Annotated in this window: 10 protein-coding genes; all 10 read right to left on the bottom strand. The window is 64.0% G+C overall.

Features of this window, described 5'->3' with window-relative positions; translation table 11 throughout:
* Positions 1 to 19: 19 nt before the first annotated feature.
* Positions 20 to 1,672, bottom strand: coding sequence for a multidrug ABC transporter permease/ATP-binding protein (locus V7747_RS07070; protein ID WP_335615352.1), 1,653 nt, complete (start codon positions 1,670 to 1,672; stop codon positions 20 to 22).
* A 121-nt stretch (positions 1,673 to 1,793) separates the two neighbouring features.
* Positions 1,794 to 3,440, bottom strand: a complete 1,647-nt coding sequence (locus tag V7747_RS07065) for a diguanylate cyclase (protein ID WP_335615351.1) — start codon at positions 3,438 to 3,440, stop codon at positions 1,794 to 1,796.
* On the bottom strand, positions 3,433 to 3,819 hold the full coding sequence (locus V7747_RS07060; protein ID WP_335615350.1) for a response regulator: 387 nt from the start codon (positions 3,817 to 3,819) through the stop codon (positions 3,433 to 3,435). The genes V7747_RS07065 and V7747_RS07060 overlap by 8 nt, the downstream gene beginning before the upstream one ends.
* On the bottom strand, positions 3,812 to 6,016 hold the full coding sequence (locus tag V7747_RS07055; protein WP_335615349.1) for an ATP-binding protein: 2,205 nt from the start codon (positions 6,014 to 6,016) through the stop codon (positions 3,812 to 3,814). Before V7747_RS07055 ends, V7747_RS07060 begins: the two co-directional genes overlap by 8 nt.
* Positions 6,013 to 7,620, bottom strand: coding sequence for a sensor histidine kinase (locus V7747_RS07050; protein ID WP_335615348.1), 1,608 nt, complete (start codon positions 7,618 to 7,620; stop codon positions 6,013 to 6,015). Before V7747_RS07050 ends, V7747_RS07055 begins: the two co-directional genes overlap by 4 nt.
* Entirely contained in the window at positions 7,617 to 12,071 is a 4,455-nt protein-coding gene (locus V7747_RS07045) for a PAS domain-containing protein (protein ID WP_335615347.1), read from the bottom strand. The genes V7747_RS07050 and V7747_RS07045 overlap by 4 nt, the downstream gene beginning before the upstream one ends.
* A 113-nt stretch (positions 12,072 to 12,184) precedes the next feature.
* A complete protein-coding gene (locus V7747_RS07040; RefSeq protein WP_335615346.1) occupies positions 12,185 to 12,958 on the bottom strand; it encodes an SDR family NAD(P)-dependent oxidoreductase in 774 nt (257 codons plus the stop codon).
* 111 nt (positions 12,959 to 13,069) lie between these two features.
* Complete coding sequence (locus V7747_RS07035; RefSeq protein ID WP_335615345.1) at positions 13,070 to 14,434, bottom strand: ATP-binding protein; 1,365 nt, start codon at positions 14,432 to 14,434, stop codon at positions 13,070 to 13,072.
* Entirely contained in the window at positions 14,431 to 15,093 is a 663-nt protein-coding gene (locus V7747_RS07030; RefSeq protein WP_335615344.1) for a response regulator, read from the bottom strand. Before V7747_RS07030 ends, V7747_RS07035 begins: the two co-directional genes overlap by 4 nt.
* A 3-nt stretch (positions 15,094 to 15,096) precedes the next feature.
* Positions 15,097 to 15,726, bottom strand: a complete 630-nt coding sequence (locus V7747_RS07025) for a TRAP transporter TatT component family protein (protein WP_442909199.1) — start codon at positions 15,724 to 15,726, stop codon at positions 15,097 to 15,099.
* Between the last annotated feature and the right edge of the window lie 2 nt (positions 15,727 to 15,728).

Genomic DNA, 15,728 nt, shown 5'->3' with positions numbered 1-15,728 from the left:
TAATCTAAACCATTATCATTTATATAAGCAACAGGCTGTCACTGCTGGCCTGGCGCCGCTGCTCGTCGTTGAGCTCCAGCAGCTGGCCGTTGTCCATGCGCAGAATGCGGTCGGCCTGATCGAAGTAGTGATCGTCGTGGGTGATGGCGACCACGGTCTTGCCGGCGGCTTTGAGCGCTGGCAGCAGCTCGCGGTAGAACAGGCGGCGGAACAGCGGGTCCTGATCGGCGGCCCACTCGTCGAGCAACAGAATGTCGCGGTGCTCCAGCAGACCGAGCAGCAGCGCCAGACGTTTGCGCTGACCCTGCGACAGGCGGGTGTCGAGCAGGCGGCCGGCCGCCACACGTACCTTGCGGTCCAGGTGCAGGCGAGTCAGCCACTGGCGGGTTTCCTCGGGATCGGCTTCCTCGCCGGCGGGGCCGAGCAGACGGCTGAACAGGTGAAAATCGGTGAACACGCTGGCAAACAGCTGGCGGTAGGCGACCCAGTGATCGGCGTCGATCTGCTGCTCGTCCAGCAGGATACGGCCGCTGTGCGGGCGATACAGACCGGTGAGCAGGCGTGCCAGGGTGGATTTGCCGCTGCCGTTGCCGCCGATGATGAAGACCACCTCGCCGCGTTGCAGTTGCAGGTTCAGCGGGCCCACGTCGAAGCCCTCGCCCTCTTCAGCCGGGTAGCGGTAGTTGAGGCCGTCCAGTGTCAGCGTCTGCCAGTCGGGTTGCAGCCGTGGCAGGGTCGGAAAATCGGCCTGGTGCGGGCTCAGTGCCAGCGCTTCGAGTTTGTCGAGCGAAACCTGCGCGGTAATCAGGTGCGGCAGTGTGCCCACGGCGGCGACCATGGGCGTGCGCAGAAACAGCATGGTCAGCGCATAGGTGGCCGCCACGCTGGCGCTGGCCCAGCCCAGGCCGCCAGCGAGAAAGAACACCAGGCCAATCAGCCCCAGCACCATGATGTTGGCCCAGTTGCCGGAGAGCCCGTGGTACATGTCGGCGCGGATGATTTCGCGTTTGTAGGCACTGGCGTTGTCGTCAAATTCTTCCTGATACAGGCGGTGCGCGCGGTCGCGGTTGAGCGCCAGCTCCTTGCGCCCGTCGATGACATCCTGATAGTTGCCGTACAGCCGGTCTTCGGCCTCGCGCATGCGTTGGATGTGCCGATGCACGCGGCTGACCAGCAGCCAGCCGACTACAAAGGTGACGCCCAGCCACAGCAGTGTGGTGACAAACAACGCCGGCGACAGCCAGGCCAGGTAGGCAAAGGCGGCCATCGTCAGCGACAGGCCGTAGAGCATCTCCGGCAGACCAACGAAGGCGATGGTGATATTGCGGATGTCGGTCGACAGGCTGGCCAGAATGCGCGCACCGCCGATCTGCTCCAGCCGCTCGATGTCGGTATCCATTACCCGCTTCACCAGCGAGCGGCGTAGACGATAGACGAAGCGGTGGCTAAGACCGTGCAGGCTGAGTTGCGCGGCGGTAGCGCAGATCAGCAGCAGCACCAGCAGGCCGAGAAAGCCGAGCAGCGCCTGGCCGAGGTCAGTACTGCCGGCGATCAGGCGATTGTTGACGTAGGCGATCACCGCGACGCTGAGCAGGGCGCTGCCGACACTCAGCAGCAGGATGCCCAGCAGGGGCAGGCGATTGTCGCGAAACAGCAGGGCGAGGAGCTTCATGGGGCGGGTCCGGGCCGGGAAATCAGCCGGCGATTAAAACATACTTGGGCGCTGTTGATGCAACGCGGCGGGGATGGAAGGTGTGCGCAAGTGCTCCGGCGATCCCTGCCGGATATAACGATCAGTCTTCGTTGGGGTCCCGGGTGGTGCTGCAGATGCGGTTGCGGCCGGCGTGCTTGGCGCGGTAGAGCTGCCGATCCGCCTTGTCCAGCAGCTCTTCGCAATCCCATTCGGGTTCTTCGCAGCCACTGATGCCGGCGCTGAAGCTGCAGCAGAAAGTGTGTTGGTCGGTGGAAAACTGCAGGGCGTTGAAGGCCTCGCGGATCTCTTCCAGGATCAGCCAGGCGTCGGTGGTATTGCAGTTGGGCAGCACCGCAACAAACTCCTCGCCGCCGTAGCGACCCAGCCGGTCAACCTTGCGCAGGCGTTGGCGCAGCAGGTTGGAGAGTGCGCGAATGACGTTGTCACCAAAGGCGTGGCCATACTGATCGTTGACCGATTTGAAGTGATCAATGTCGATCATCGCCACGGCCATGGGTTGTTCGCAGCGCCGGGCGCGCTCGATTTCGATGTCGACCTGTTCCTTGATGTCGGCGTGCTTGAGCAGGCCGGTCAGACTGTCACGGGCGAGTGCTTCACTGACCATGCGCGCGCGCTGGGCGCGCGCGTACACGGTGGTCACCAGAGCGCTGTCGCTGATCGGTTTGGTGATGAAGTCGTCGCCGGCCTTGAGCAGGGCATCCATCTGCCGTTCGGCGTTGGTCTCTGCCGACAGATAGACAATGGGCACGCGCAGCCAGTCGTCGTTCAGGCGAATCACCTGCGCCAGCTCGGGCCCGCTGTAGTCGGGCATGCTGATGTCCATCAACACCACATCGGGCATGAACTTGTGCATCTTTTCGAGCAACAGGTTCGGGTCCGAGGCGGTGTCGACCAGCATATCGTTGCTGCTCAGTATCAACTGGTAGCGGGCGGCGAGTTCGGTATCGTCATCAACGATCAGGACGCGGAATGCGCCCCCCTGATGGGTGTTGAAGCAGCGCTCCAGCCGGCTTTCCAGGGAGGGCAAATCAACCGGTTTGGTAAAAAAGCCGTCGGCGCCGGCGCGCACCGCCTGCAGGCGGCTGATGAAGTTGTCCTGTGAGCTGATGACCAGCAGCGGTGGCGCGTGTTCGCCGCGCTCGGCAAACGGCGCCTGCAGCAGCATGTTGTAGCCGTGGGGGCTGGTATCGACAATCAACGCATCCAGTTGATGGCGCTTGCTGGTAAGTTCCGCCTGGCGGCGAAACAGGCTGACCTGGTAACCGAAGCTGGTCAGTGTCTTGCTCATCTGCTGCGCCAGGCGCTGCTCTTCAATCAGCAGGCCAATGTGGCGGCCCGCAGCCTCCTGGCGCGGGGCGGTGCTCAGGGTCTGGGCCTGGTGGGTCGCCGCAGTGGTGCGCTGCAGCAGCACATGCAGGTGCTGGGTAGCGATGGCCAGGGCATCCAGCGCCTTGTGGTCGCTGTGCTCGCGGGCCAGCTCGCCTTGCACCTGCTGTTCCAGCTCGCGGCAACGGCTACCCAGCTCGGCATAGCCGAAGGTGCCGGCCGAGCCCGCCAACTTGTGCAGGCGGTCGCGCAGGTCGGTGAGCAGGCCCGGTTTGGGGCTGTCGCTCGACTGCAGTTGCACGGCGAGCGCCGCCATCTCGGCCAGTTCGCTGCGCAGGCGCTCGCGAAAGCGCGACTCCAGCTCAGCGAGTTGGCTATTCAGTTGGTCCTGCTTACTCATGCCAGCTATTCCATATCTCGGTGATCTGCTCGGACAGGGTCATGGGATCAAAGGGCTTGATGATGACGCCGGCGGCGCCCAGGCTATGGTAGCCCGACACTTCCTGGGTTTGCGCCTTGGCGGTCATGAACACCACGGGTACCCCCTGCATGCAGGATAGCTTCTGCAGCTCGATCAGGGTTTGTGGGCCGTCCATACCGGGCATCATGACATCCAGCAGCACCAGTTGTGGCGCGAAGTCCGGGGCCTGAGCCAGGCCTTCTGCGCCGGAGTCACAGCTCTTGACCGTAAAGCCACCGACGATCTCCAGCGCCACGCGGGCAACTTCCTGAATCGAGGGGTCATCTTCGATGTGCATGATACGTTCGAGCTTATTCATGGGCCTTTGATCCATTGCTGTCGGGCGCGGCAGAGCGCGGCGCGTGCATATTCGGGGGTAGTACTCTGGGCAAGCTAACCCAGAATTGGCTGCCTTGGCCAGGCGTTGAGCTGAAGCCGACGGCGCCATGCATGGCGCGCACCAGTGAGCGGGTGATGGCCAGGCCCAGGCCGGTACCGCCGCGCTGGCGGGTGGCGGTGGCATCGGCCTGGGCAAAGCGCTGGAACACGTTTGGCTGAAAGGCCAGCGGTATGCCTTCGCCCTGGTCGATTACCACCAGGCGCACCTGCTGCTCGGTGGCCTGGGTGGCGATCTCGACGACAGCGCCCGGTGGGGAAAACTTGATGGCGTTGGACAACAGGTTGGCCAGCACCTGCTGGAACCGCTGCGGATCGGCCATGATGTGCAGCCCATGGGGTGCGGGCAGCTGCAAGCGCACCTCGGCCTCGGCGGCCGTTGAGGCGAGCAGACGGCGGGCATCCTGCAGCTGCTGATCGACATCGAGCTGCTGTAACTTCAGCTCCAGCTTACCGGCTTCCAGCTTGTCGATGTCGAGCAGGTCGTTGATCAGGGCGGTGAGACGCTGACTGTTCTCTTCGGCGGCCTGCAGCAGCGACGCGGCTTGCTCCGGCTGGCTGTGCAGCACACCGCTGTTCACCAGCCGCAGGGAACCGTAGATGCTGGTCAGCGGAGTGCGCAATTCGTGGCTGACGGTGGAGACAAAGTCGTTTTTAAGCTGCTCGCTGCGCAGGCGCTCGGAAATATCCCGCAGGTTGAGCATCAGTTGGCGCTGGTCGGGCAGGCCGACGCTGGCGCCGGTCACTTCGCAGTGCACGCTACCGCCGAACTGGCGCAGCAGTGCCATGATGCAGTGCCCGGCCTCGGTCATGGCCTGTTGCAGCAGCGCCGGCAGCGCGGGCTGGTCGCCTGCCAGCAGCTCGGCGAAGGGGCGCCCGCGCAGGCGCTCGGCGCTGTAGCCGAGCAAGCGCGTACATTGCGGGTTGGCTTCGAGAATCTGCAGGCTGTGCACATCCAGCAGTACGATGGCATCGGAGGATTGATCGAACTGGCTGCGCAGCAGGTCACGCTCGCGTTGGAGCTCCCGTGCCTGCTGCTGCTGGCGCTGGCTCAGTTGATTGAAGGCATGCACCAGATGGCCGACCTCGTCAGTGCGGTCGATGCGGATGGGCTGGATCGGCCGCTGGCCTTCCATCATTTCGGTAATCTGATGGGCGGCGGCGCTGAGTGGGTTCATCGCACGACGCAGCAGTAACACCAGCGCCAGCGCCAACAGCAGGAAGAACATCAGCCCGATGATCAGCCGCTGCGAGAGTATCGGATCCAGTTTGTCGGTAATCTGCTTCAGGGCAGTCAGGCTGACCACGCGCCAGCCCAGATGGGGCATGTCGTCGGCAATGAACAGGTCGTCCCCGCCGGTCTCGCTGTTGTGCAGTAGTCCGCTGCTCTGGCCGCTGCGCAGCGCGGCCAACAGGGGGCTGTCGGCGCTGTCGGGTAGCGGCTGCATGGCCAGTTTCGGATCGGTAGCGGTGACATAGATCTGATGCGTGGTATCCAGCACGAACAGGCGTGACGGTACACCCAAGGTCAGGTTTACCGCGGCATCGAAGAGATTTTCACGCTCCAGCTCGATCACCCCGGCGACCAGGCCGAGTACCTCGCCCCGGGCATTCTTCACTGGGGCGCTGATGCTGATGATGGGGGCGTTCAGGGTGCGGCCCATGATGGGTTTGCTGATGTTGGGCTGGCCGCTGCTCAAGGCCTGTTGGATGTGCGGTCGATCGGCGTAGCGCGTCCCCAGACGGCCTTCCACATGAGTCGATTCGCCAATGGCAACGCCCTGATCGTTGAGAATCAGAATACCGCCCGGAAAGTAGTGGTTGATGTTGGCGCGCTGGCTGTCGATGAGGCGCTGCGCAGCGGGATAACTCGCGCGCCCGCTCAAGGCCAGCTGCGCTGCCAGGGTGGCCAGAAATTGTTGGCGAATATCCAGCTCACGGTCGATCAACTGCACCGCGTTGCGGTTGATGCGTGTTTGTTGCTCGATCAGCAGGTCCTGCATGTCGCTACGTAGCGCCCGCTGGGTTATCCAGCCCGACAGTACGGCCTGCAGCAGGCTGGCGCCCAGAATCAGCAGCAGTATCTTGATGGCCAGGCGGCTGTAACGCGGCTGATTCATTGCGGCTCCGTACCCGAGGTCAACGGCAGGCGAAACCAGAAGGTGGCGCCTTGTCCCAGCGTGGATGATACCCCGACTTCGCCCTGCATGCGCTCGATCAGCTCCTTGCAGATGGCCAGCCCCAGCCCGGTGCCACCGCGTTTGCGGGTATCGCCGACGTCGAGCTGGGAGAACTTCTGGAAAAGAGCACCTATCTGCGCGTCATCGATGCCAATGCCCTGGTCGATCACCCGTACTTCCACCTGATCTGCTCGTTGCTCGCAGACAATGGTCACCTCGCCCTGCTCATGGGAGAATTTGGCGGCGTTGGACAGATAGTTGCCCAGCACCTGCGATAAGCGGCGTGGGTCAACATACACGTCAGGATTGGCACAGGGTTCCTGCAGTCGCAAGCTCACTTTGTAGCGCTGGGCATAGAGTCGGTTGGCTTCCAGCGCCTGCTCCAGCAGCGGGCGGATCGGCTGGTTGCAGCACAGCAGGGGCAGCTTGCCGGCTTCGAGCTTCTCCAGGTCGAGCAGGTCGTTGATCAGTTCGTTGAGTCTGAGCCCGTTGTCGTGGGCGATCTGCAAGAGGCGCTGGGCTGTTGCGGGCAGTTCGCCGCAGGTGCCGCCGCGCAGCAAACTGATGGCGCCGCTGAGCGAGGTGAGCGGGGTACGCAGTTCGTGGCTCACGGTGGCGAGAAACTGGCTTTTCAGCTGGGTGGCCTGGCGCAGCTCGGTGATGTCGTGCATGACCACAATAGCCGACGACTGCCGAGTCTGGCGCTCTAGCGGGCCGCCGTTGCAGAGCAGGATGCGCGGCGCCTGACCCTGAGCCTGCAGGCATATCTCGGCGTTCTCCACATGCTCGCCCTGCCAGGCGCGGAGCAGCGGAATCTCGTTCTGTGGCAGCGCAGTGATGCCATCGGCTCGGTACAGGTCGTAGTACAGGGCCCACTGCTCAGGCGGAATCTTGAGCACATCCAGGCCGTGCCAGGCGCGCGCAGTATTGTTGAAAATAGTCAGCTCGCCCGCCCTGTTGCAGACCACCACGCCGGCGTGAATGTTGTCCAGCAGGCCCTCGGCCAGGGCGCGCTCATCCTGCAGGGCGGCCTCGCGCTCGGCACCGCGCAGCAAGGCCAGGCGCAGTTGCAACTGGTATTCGACCATGCGCGTCAGGCGTTGCAGGGTGTCGCGCTGCACCTCGTCCAGCTGCCGGGGCACATTGTCGATCACGCAGAGCGTGCCCAGCAGGTAGCCCTGCGGTGTGCTGATGGGCATACCGGCATAAAAGCGAATGAAGGGTGCCTCGGTTACCAGTGGGTTGTTGCTGAAGCGCGGATCCAGGCATGCATCGGGCACTTCCATGAAGCTGCCTTGGGCGATTGCATGGGCGCAGAAGGCCAGGTCGCGTGACGTTTCCAATGCCTCAAGCCCTACCCGGCTCTTGAACCATTGGCGCTGGTCATCGACCAGCGAGATCAGCGCGATGGGCATCTCCAACCACTGCGACGCCAGCGCAGTGATATCGTCGAAAGCCTGCTCGCTGGCGCTGTCCATGATCTGGTACTGCGCCAGCGCAGCCAACCGCTTCTGCTCTTGTTCGGTGCTGGATGAACCGCTCATGGGTTGGCCTCGCTACTGTCCGAAGGGGGGGCATCGCCTGGGGGTGGCTGCAGCGGCAGACAGCACCAGAAGCGCGACCCCCTGCCCGGCTCGGACTCGAAGCCGATACTTCCGCCCATTTGCAGCACCAGCTCCCTGCTGATCGCCAGACCCAGGCCAGAGCCGCCACGCTGGCGCGTGCTGGAGCTGTCGACCTGGGAGAATTTCTGGAATATCTGCGGATGAAAGGCTTGCGGGATGCCCGCTCCCTGGTCGCGCACGCTGATGCACACCTGGTCACCCTCGATCCGGCTACTTAGTTGAATGTCGCCACCCGGTTGCGAGAACTTGGCAGCGTTGGATAGAAAGTTGCTCAATACCTGCCCCAAGCGCAACGCATCAACCTTGACCCAAGCGTCAGCCAGCGCAGTGCAGCGCTGGCTGACCTGATATTGTTCAGCGTAGCTGCTGTTCAGCTCCAGCGAGTTGTGCAGCAGGGGCGTCAACGGCTGCAGGCGCAGGTCAAATTGAATCTTGCCAGCCGCCAACCGCTCCATGTCGAGCAGGTCGTTGATCAGGGTGTTCAGGGTCTGGGTGTTCTGCTCGGCGATGCCCAGCAGCTTCTGCATCGACTGCGGCACCGTACCCAGCGCACCGCCATTGATCAGCTTGATGGCGCCGGAAATGGCGGTAAGCGGTGTGCGCAGCTCATGGCTGACGGTAGACACGAATTGCGATTTCAGTTGTTCCACGCGCACCTGCTCGGTGACATCCCAGATGAAACCGTCTAGCCACTTCAGTTGGCCCTTGGCGTCATATTCTGCGCGGCCCTTTTCGCGTACCTGCACGATGTGACCCTGGGCATGCAGCACCCGGTAGGTGAGCTCGAAGCTGGCATCCTCGGCGCTGAGTTCGTGGCTGGCCAGCAGCGTGCTGTCGAAATCATCGGGGTGGATGATGCTGGCATAGCTGCGGCGCTGGTTATTGATGAAGTCGCTGGCCGGGTAGCCGGTGATGCGTTCAACTTCAGCGCTCAGGTAGACCATGGTCCATTGCCGGTCGGCCTGACAGCGATACACCGCTCCCGGCAGATTGCTGACCATGCCGCGGTAGCGTAACTCGCTTTTCTGCAACGCGCGTGTGGTCTGTATCAGGTCGGTGATGTCGGTGGCCATACCCAGAAAGCCGATCAGGTTGTTGTCGTTGTCGGCAATTTGCGTGACCGTCAGATTGACCAGACGATGGGAGCCGTCCTTGCGCACGTAGGTCCAGGGCAGCGTTTCCGACTGGCCTTGGCGCGCGCGATACAGGAGCGCCTCTATGCCCTCGATCAACGCGCCGGTTTCAGCCCTGAGCGCTTCCTGATGACGCCGGGTTTCGCTGGGCAGATGAAAGGTCGCCAGCGACAGTTGGCCGATCACCTCGTCGGCGCTGTAGCCCAGCAGCTTCTCGGCGCCGGAGTTGAACAGGGTAATGTTGCCGCCGGGGTCGGTGGCAATTACCGAGACCTCGCTGGCGGCATCAATCAGGGCATCGAGGAAGGAGCGCGCCTGGCGGATTTCTTCCTGGCGCTGCATTTCGCTGCTGATGTCGGCATGGGTACCGCTCATACGCTGAGCCTGGCCCTCGGCGTCGCGCTCTACCACCTGACCGCGATCCTGAACCCACAGCCAATGGCCGTCGCGGTGCTGCACGCGGCAGCGGCAGCTATAGAACTGCGTCTCTCCACTCAGGTGCGCGGCCAGCTGCTCATCGAAGTGCGCACGATCCTCGGGGTGAATGCGTTGGATCCAGGTCTGCGCAGTCACCGGCTGCAGCTCCTCGGGTTGATAGCCGATCATCTGGGCCCAACGCTCGTTGATCAGTACGGCATCGCTGGCCAGATCCCACTCCCAGGTCGCCACGCCGGTGGCATCGATCACCCGCGCCAAGCGTTGCTGTTCGCTGGCGAGCGCCAGTTGAATGCGCTTGCGTTCGGTGATGTCGGCAATAAAGCCGTGCCATACGATGCTGCGGTTCTCCAGCAATTCCGGGCTGGCAAAGCCGGCTACCCAGAGATCGCCCTTGTGGGGATGGCGCACGCGGTATTCGGCGCGCCAGGTGGACAGGCGCAAGGCAGAGGCGGTGATGCTTTCGATGACCGAATCAAGGTCGTCCGGATGTATCCGGTCAAGCGCAAGGTCGCCTGACTTGGCTGCCTGCTCCGGGGTGATGCCGTAGATGTCGTTGATCCCGGTACTGCTGTAGGGAAACCAGGCCTGGCCATCGGCAGACAGTTGATGCTGGTAGACCATGCCCGGCAGGTGACGGGTGAGCTTGTTGAAGCGCTGCAGCAGCTGTTCACGCTGCTGTTCGACCTCGTCCTGTTCCAGCAGGCTGCTGATCCAGCGCGCGCACAGGCGCATGAATTCCAGATCCACTTCATCAAAGGGTGTGTCGCGTCGCTTGCCGCTGGAAAAGTTCAGGGTACCCCAGCGCGCGCCAGCGACCATCAGCGAGATGCCGATGTAGCTCTCCAGGGCAAAGCTCTGATAGCAGGGGTGGCCTTTGAAGCGTGAGCTGCCCATGGAGTCGATGGCCAGCACATCGTCAGCCTGATAGGTCAGACTGCAGTAGGTCTGGTCAAAGTCGAAGCGGGTGCCGGGCGGTGGTGGCGCTTCAGCCGCGTAGCTGGCGTGCACGGTGTACTCTGCGCCGGTAATCCGGCTGACCAGGCCGAGCGAGAGCTGCAGGTGGTTGCAGCCCAGTTGCAGGGCGCGCGCGAGCCGTTCCTGCAGATTGATACCGCTGGCCGCAGCGATGTCGTTGAGCGCCCGCAGGGCATGCCGCTGGCGTTCAAGACGCTGCTGGATCTGGTGCTTCTCGGCGTTGTGCCGCAACGCCTGAATCAGTTGCCCGAGGGTGGCTAGCAGGGGCCCGAGAAAGTCCACCATGTCGCGGTCGTAGCCGGCACTGCGGTTACCCAGCGCCAATACCCCGACCAGATGCTGGTCACTGTGAATCGGCAGACCCAGAAAGGCGTGCAATCCCTGGGTGTGAGGTTGGGCGGTCTGCATCACCACTTCGCCACGCTGCAATAGCGGCTCAAACAGCGCCAGGTTGTCTGCCAGCAGGCGCGCGGCGCCCGGCGGGTCGGGCTGGGGCGGCGTGCTGGCGCTGAGCGGATGCAGCAGGCTCAGTGCGTAGGGTTTCAGCTGCGGCCGGGACTCGGCGTCGTAAACCACCTGGGCCACGACCCCGAAGCGGCTGTCGGTCAGCAGCAGTATCTGCTCCAGTAGCTGGCTAAAGCCCTGCGCTGCCTGATCGCGCTGGATGTAAGCCGACTGCGCCTTGGTGATGATCGCGAGCAGTTGCCGGCCGCGCTCGCGCTGTTGGCTTTCGGCCAGGATGGCTTGCTGGTGCCGCGCGCTCTGGCGCCGCTGTGTCGCTCGTGAAAACAGCAGCAGGGCGCTGAGCAACAGCACGGTAGCCAGGCAGGCCAGCAACCAGTTGATTAGCAGCCGGGACTGCTCGCTGCGGTGCGTGGCGGCGGCAGTGGTGATGTCATGCCAGGCGGCAATCCGCACTATGTGCTGGTCATCGCTGGCAGGGCTATCGGTTGTCACCAGCGGCAGCAGGGTAACCAGGTAGTCCCGTGTGTCTACCTGAACCTGCTGGTGGCTGGGGGCAGTGACGGTGGTGGGCAGCTCAACGGCGTCGAGCCAGCGGTTGATCTCGGGGTTGGAATGGCGGCCGAGTAGCCAGCGTCCGTTGGCGGTTGCTGGCAACAGACTCCGGTCGGCCAGCGCCGAAGGGGGAATCAGCAGGGCAACCGCGGCTTCGCCCTCCGGGCTGTCGGCAACGGGCTGGGGCAGCACGTAAAAGCCGACTGCAATGGTTGCCACCAGCGGACTGTCGCTGTCGTCCAGGGCGCGAATGGGCACGACGGCGGTTTGCCGCAGGCCCTGTTGGTCCAGCTCCAGCCCGCTCTGCTCCTGTGCCGTGGCCTGGGTGCGCTGCAGCAACGGCCGGCTGTTGGCGGGGGTGCCAAGCTCAGGGTCGGGGACCTGTTGCATGCGCAGTAACGGCCGTGCCGGCGTGGCGAGATGCACCTCCAGCACCTGCGCGCCGGCGCGCTGCAGAATCGACCATACGCCGTTCAGATCACCGCGCAGTTGGGCGCGCAGGCGCAGAATCTCGGCCTGATTCTGCGGTTCGGCCTGGCTCAGTGCCGCGATGCGCCGGATCAACCGGCGGGTGTCAGGGTCTTCGGCGAGGCTGCGGGCGGTCATCAGCGCCTGATTGCGCAGCGCCGCCTGACTCAGTTCGATGCTACGACGGGTGATTTCGGCCTGGCTGGCCAGCTGCTCCTGCCATAGCTGCTCGCGCTGCTGCCAGGCGTTGCTGGCGAGGAACAGAAAAAACAGGCCGAGTACGAATCCGCCAATCAAAAAGATCAGCGGGCCTGCTTTTATGTGGGGTGCTTTGGCCATGCAAACATCCGGGTGATCTCACCGGCAGCGGAGTGCGGCCGGCGGCTGTCGCAACAGAGGTTCAATGTCCTGACAATAGCCTCTGTGGCACCCGGCTGCCAGTGTGGCGCGCGCTACAGGCTGTTGTTGAGGTGGCCGCCGTCGACGTTCAGTACGCTGCCGGTCATGAAGGCACCGGCGTCGCTGGCCAGCAGCAACAGAGGGCCATCCAGTTCCTCCAGCTGCCCCAGGCGGCGCATGGGCACCTTGCTGCGGATGTAGTTCTGGCCGTGCTCGGTGTCGAAATAATCGGTGTTCATTTCGGTACGGAAGTAGCCGGGTGCAATGGCGTTGACCCGAATGTTGTCGCGCGCCAGTTCCAGTGCCATGGCCTTGGTCAGTTGCACGACGCCGGCCTTGGCCACGGCGTAGTGGCTCAGGGCAGTCCCCACGCGCAAACCCAGAATCGAGGCGATGTTGATGACGCTGCCGCCCTGCCCGTTCTTGGCCATGGCCACGCAGGCGCGATGGGCCACGCGCCAGGCACCGTCCAGATTGGTATCCAGCATGCTGCGCCAGTGGCCCTCGCTCATTTCCAGGAAGGGCACCGGATCGCCGATGCCGGCGTTGTTGACCAGAATGTCGCACACACCGAAGGCCTGTTCGGCAGCGCTGAAGCCGGCTTCCACGCTGTCGGAATCGGTTACGTCCATGGTCACGGCCAGGGCTTGGTGGCCCTGCTGCTTGAGCTCCTCGACCAAGGCCGAGAGTCGCTCGGCGCGGCGCGCCGCGACCACCACGCGGGCGCCAGAGGCGGCCAGCAGGCGCGCAAAGTGTGCTCCCAGGCCGCTGGAAGCACCGGTAATCAGGGCGGTTTTGCCGGTCAGATCGAAGCGTTGGCTGCTCATGGTCGAGGTCTCCTCTGGACGGTGGATGGCGCAGGCAGGGTCGGAGTATCCGTCAGGCGTCGTAGCGTTTCCAGCCTTGTTGGCCTGGGTGATGACGTGTGATTCAGCGGCTCAGGTTTGCTGTAGCGGCCAGGCGACGCTGACCCGCAAGCCGCCGAGCGGACTGTCCTCCAGGCTCAGGGTGCCGCGATGGCGTTCAACGATACGCTGCACGATCGACAGGCCCAGCCCGGCGCCCGGGTTGCTGCCCTGGGCGTGGAAACGTTCCAGCAGGCGGGCACGCTCGGCCGCCGGGACGCCTGCGCCGTTGTCGTCGATCTGCAGCAGCACCTGCTCGGCCTGACGCTGCAGGCTGACCTGAATACGTCCGCCGCAGGCTGTGTGTTGAATGGCGTTGCCGAGCAGGTTCTGCAGCAGCATGCCCAGGCTGCCGGGCTCCATGCGGATTTCGGCGGGCAGACTTGGGTCGGCCTCGAATTCCAGTTGCTGATCCCGGCGCAGGGCCAGCGGCAGCAATTCTGCCACCTCGGCGCGGCAGCCCTGGGCCGGCGCAATCGCGATCAGCTGGCGCTGCTGCTGATCGGCCAAACGCGCCAGGGTGAGCATCTGCGCCACCAGTCGGGTGGCGCGCTCCACGCCCTGGCGCAGGTGCTGCAACGCTTGCGCGCGCTCGGCGGGGTCCTCTGCCTGCAGCGCATTTTCGGCATGAATCTGCAGCACCGCCAGGGGCGTGCGCAGTTCGTGTGCGGCATCGGCAATAAAGCGCTGCTCACGGGCCAGCAGCTGATGTAGTTGCTCCAGCATGCGGTTGAGCGCCGCCTGCATGGGTTCGAGTTCGGCGGGCAGATTGGGCAGAATCAGCGGTTGCAGGCTGTCGGGTTCGCGCTGACGAATCAGCTGGGCCATATGCTCCAGCGGCTTTAGCCCCGAGCCGATGGCCAGCCAGACCAGCAGGAGCATCAGGGGAATGCCGATCAGGTCCGGCAACAGGGTGCCACGGGTAATCTTGTCGACCAGTTCGCCGCGCACGTCGCTGCGCTCACCCACCCAGACGGCTAGGCCAGATTCGGGTGACTCCAGCACATAGCCACGCCAGCGCCGGTCAGCCTGCTGCAGGTCGGCAAAGCCCGGCTGCCAGTCTGCCGGCGTCAGTTGCGGCACATTGAATGAACGGGCGATCACCTGCCCCTCGGCGTTGCGCACCTGAAACGCCAGCTTGCTTTCGTAGCGGTGGCCGAGCTTGGGGTGGTTACCGGTCGATTCGATCAGCGCCTGCGCCAGTTGCTCCGCAGGTAAACGGGTCTGCGAGGCGCCGAGCAGGCCGATCAGCACGCGAGCGCTCTGCCCCAGCTGGGCATCAAAAAGCTCTTCCACCTCGTGGGTGGCGTCGTGGTAGCTGGCCCAGCCCATCACCAGCGAGCCCGCCAGCAGCAGCCCGAGAACGCGGATCAGTATGCGCTTGCGAAGCGAATTCATGGCTGGCGCTCGACCATGTACCCCACGCCGCGCAGGGTGCGGATCAGGCCGCTGAACAGTTTGCGCCGCAGGTGGTGGATGTGCACTTCCAGGGTGTTGCTGTCGACCTCCTCGTTCCAGCCGTACAGGGCCTGCTCCAGGCGGTCGCGGGTCAATACCCGATCCGGCTGGGCCATGAGTTCGTGCAGCAGCACAAATTCCATGCGCGACAGGTTGATCGGGCGCCCTTCGTAACTGACCTGCTGGCTTTGCGGGTCGAGGGTAACGCCGCGCAGCTGGATCAGCGGCTCGGCGCGGCCATTGCTGCGCCGCAGCAGGGCGCGAATACGCGCCTTGAGCTCGGCGCTGTCGAAGGGTTTGATCAGATAGTCGTCGGCGCCGGCATCCAGCCCGGCGATACGATCCTGCACGCCGTCGCGGGCGGTGAGAATCAGCACCGGCACCGCCTGATGGCGATCACGCAGCGCCCGCAGCACCTGCAATCCGTCCATGCGCGGCAGCCCCAGATCCAGAATCGCCAGATCAAAGAGCTCGCTGCTCAGCGCGTGCAGGGCGCTGGCGCCGTCCTGCAGCCAGTCGAGGGTATAGCCCTCGCTCTTGAGCGAGGTCAGTATGCCCTCGGCCAGCGAGGTATCGTCTTCTACCAGCAGTAAGCGCATGAATCAGTGGTCGTCCAGTTCGGCCAGGCGCTGACGGATTTCGGCCTGGCGGCCTTGATCAGCCAGCGGCCGATCAGCACGCGGGGCAGCAGCCTGAGCTTTTTGCAGCGCGGTTCTGGCTTCAGCATAGCGCTTCTGATCGATCAGGTAATCGGCCCAGAAGTAATTGCTGTCGATGCCATCCGGGTTCAGCGCCAGCGCCTGTTTCAGCAGCGCCTCGGCCTGCTCGTCGTCACCAAAGCCGATCGGCCAGCCCGGCACCTGATAGTAGAGTGCGCCCAGACTGGTGTAGGCCGAGCCGTCGAGCGCCTGTGGGTCAATTTCCAGTGCGCGTTCGAGCAGCGCCTTGGCCTCCTTGACCTTGCCCAGCGCGCTGAGGCCGCCTTCGGCGCCGGCCCAGCTGCTGAGGATGATGCCACGCCAGATCAGCAGCGGCGCGCTGTCGGGCTCGGCCTGCCCCAGTTGCTCGGCCTCACTGGCAAGCGCTTCGAACGCGGCAGACTTCTGCTGCGCCGGTAGCGCGTACTGGATCTGCGCCCAGCGTTGTTGCAGCGGGGCAATGTCGGCGGCCAGTGTGCTCAGGCTGAAGCAGGCCAGTAGGCCGGCGAGAAGGTAACGAATCCAGATGGACATGA

This window comes from Halopseudomonas sp., assembly GCF_036960865.1.
Classification (GTDB): Bacteria; Pseudomonadota; Gammaproteobacteria; order Pseudomonadales; family Pseudomonadaceae; genus Halopseudomonas.
The sequence above is the reverse complement of the archived record's forward strand: the minus strand, read 5'-3'. Positions and strand labels throughout refer to the sequence as shown.

Coding starts and splice junctions, on each gene's coding strand:
- V7747_RS07060 (WP_335615350.1), bottom strand. CDS start 3,819: ATGAATAAGCTCGAACGTATCATGCACATCGAAGATGACCCCTCGATT.
- V7747_RS07040 (WP_335615346.1), bottom strand. CDS start 12,958: ATGAGCAGCCAACGCTTCGATCTGACCGGCAAAACCGCCCTGATTACC.
- V7747_RS07050 (WP_335615348.1), bottom strand. CDS start 7,620: ATGAGCGGTTCATCCAGCACCGAACAAGAGCAGAAGCGGTTGGCTGCG.
- V7747_RS07030 (WP_335615344.1), bottom strand. CDS start 15,093: ATGCGCTTACTGCTGGTAGAAGACGATACCTCGCTGGCCGAGGGCATA.
- V7747_RS07025 (WP_442909199.1), bottom strand. CDS start 15,726: ATGTCCATCTGGATTCGTTACCTTCTCGCCGGCCTACTGGCCTGCTTC.
- V7747_RS07055 (WP_335615349.1), bottom strand. CDS start 6,016: ATGAATCAGCCGCGTTACAGCCGCCTGGCCATCAAGATACTGCTGCTG.
- V7747_RS07065 (WP_335615351.1), bottom strand. CDS start 3,440: ATGAGTAAGCAGGACCAACTGAATAGCCAACTCGCTGAGCTGGAGTCG.
- V7747_RS07045 (WP_335615347.1), bottom strand. CDS start 12,071: ATGGCCAAAGCACCCCACATAAAAGCAGGCCCGCTGATCTTTTTGATT.
- V7747_RS07070 (WP_335615352.1), bottom strand. CDS start 1,672: ATGAAGCTCCTCGCCCTGCTGTTTCGCGACAATCGCCTGCCCCTGCTG.
- V7747_RS07035 (WP_335615345.1), bottom strand. CDS start 14,434: ATGAATTCGCTTCGCAAGCGCATACTGATCCGCGTTCTCGGGCTGCTG.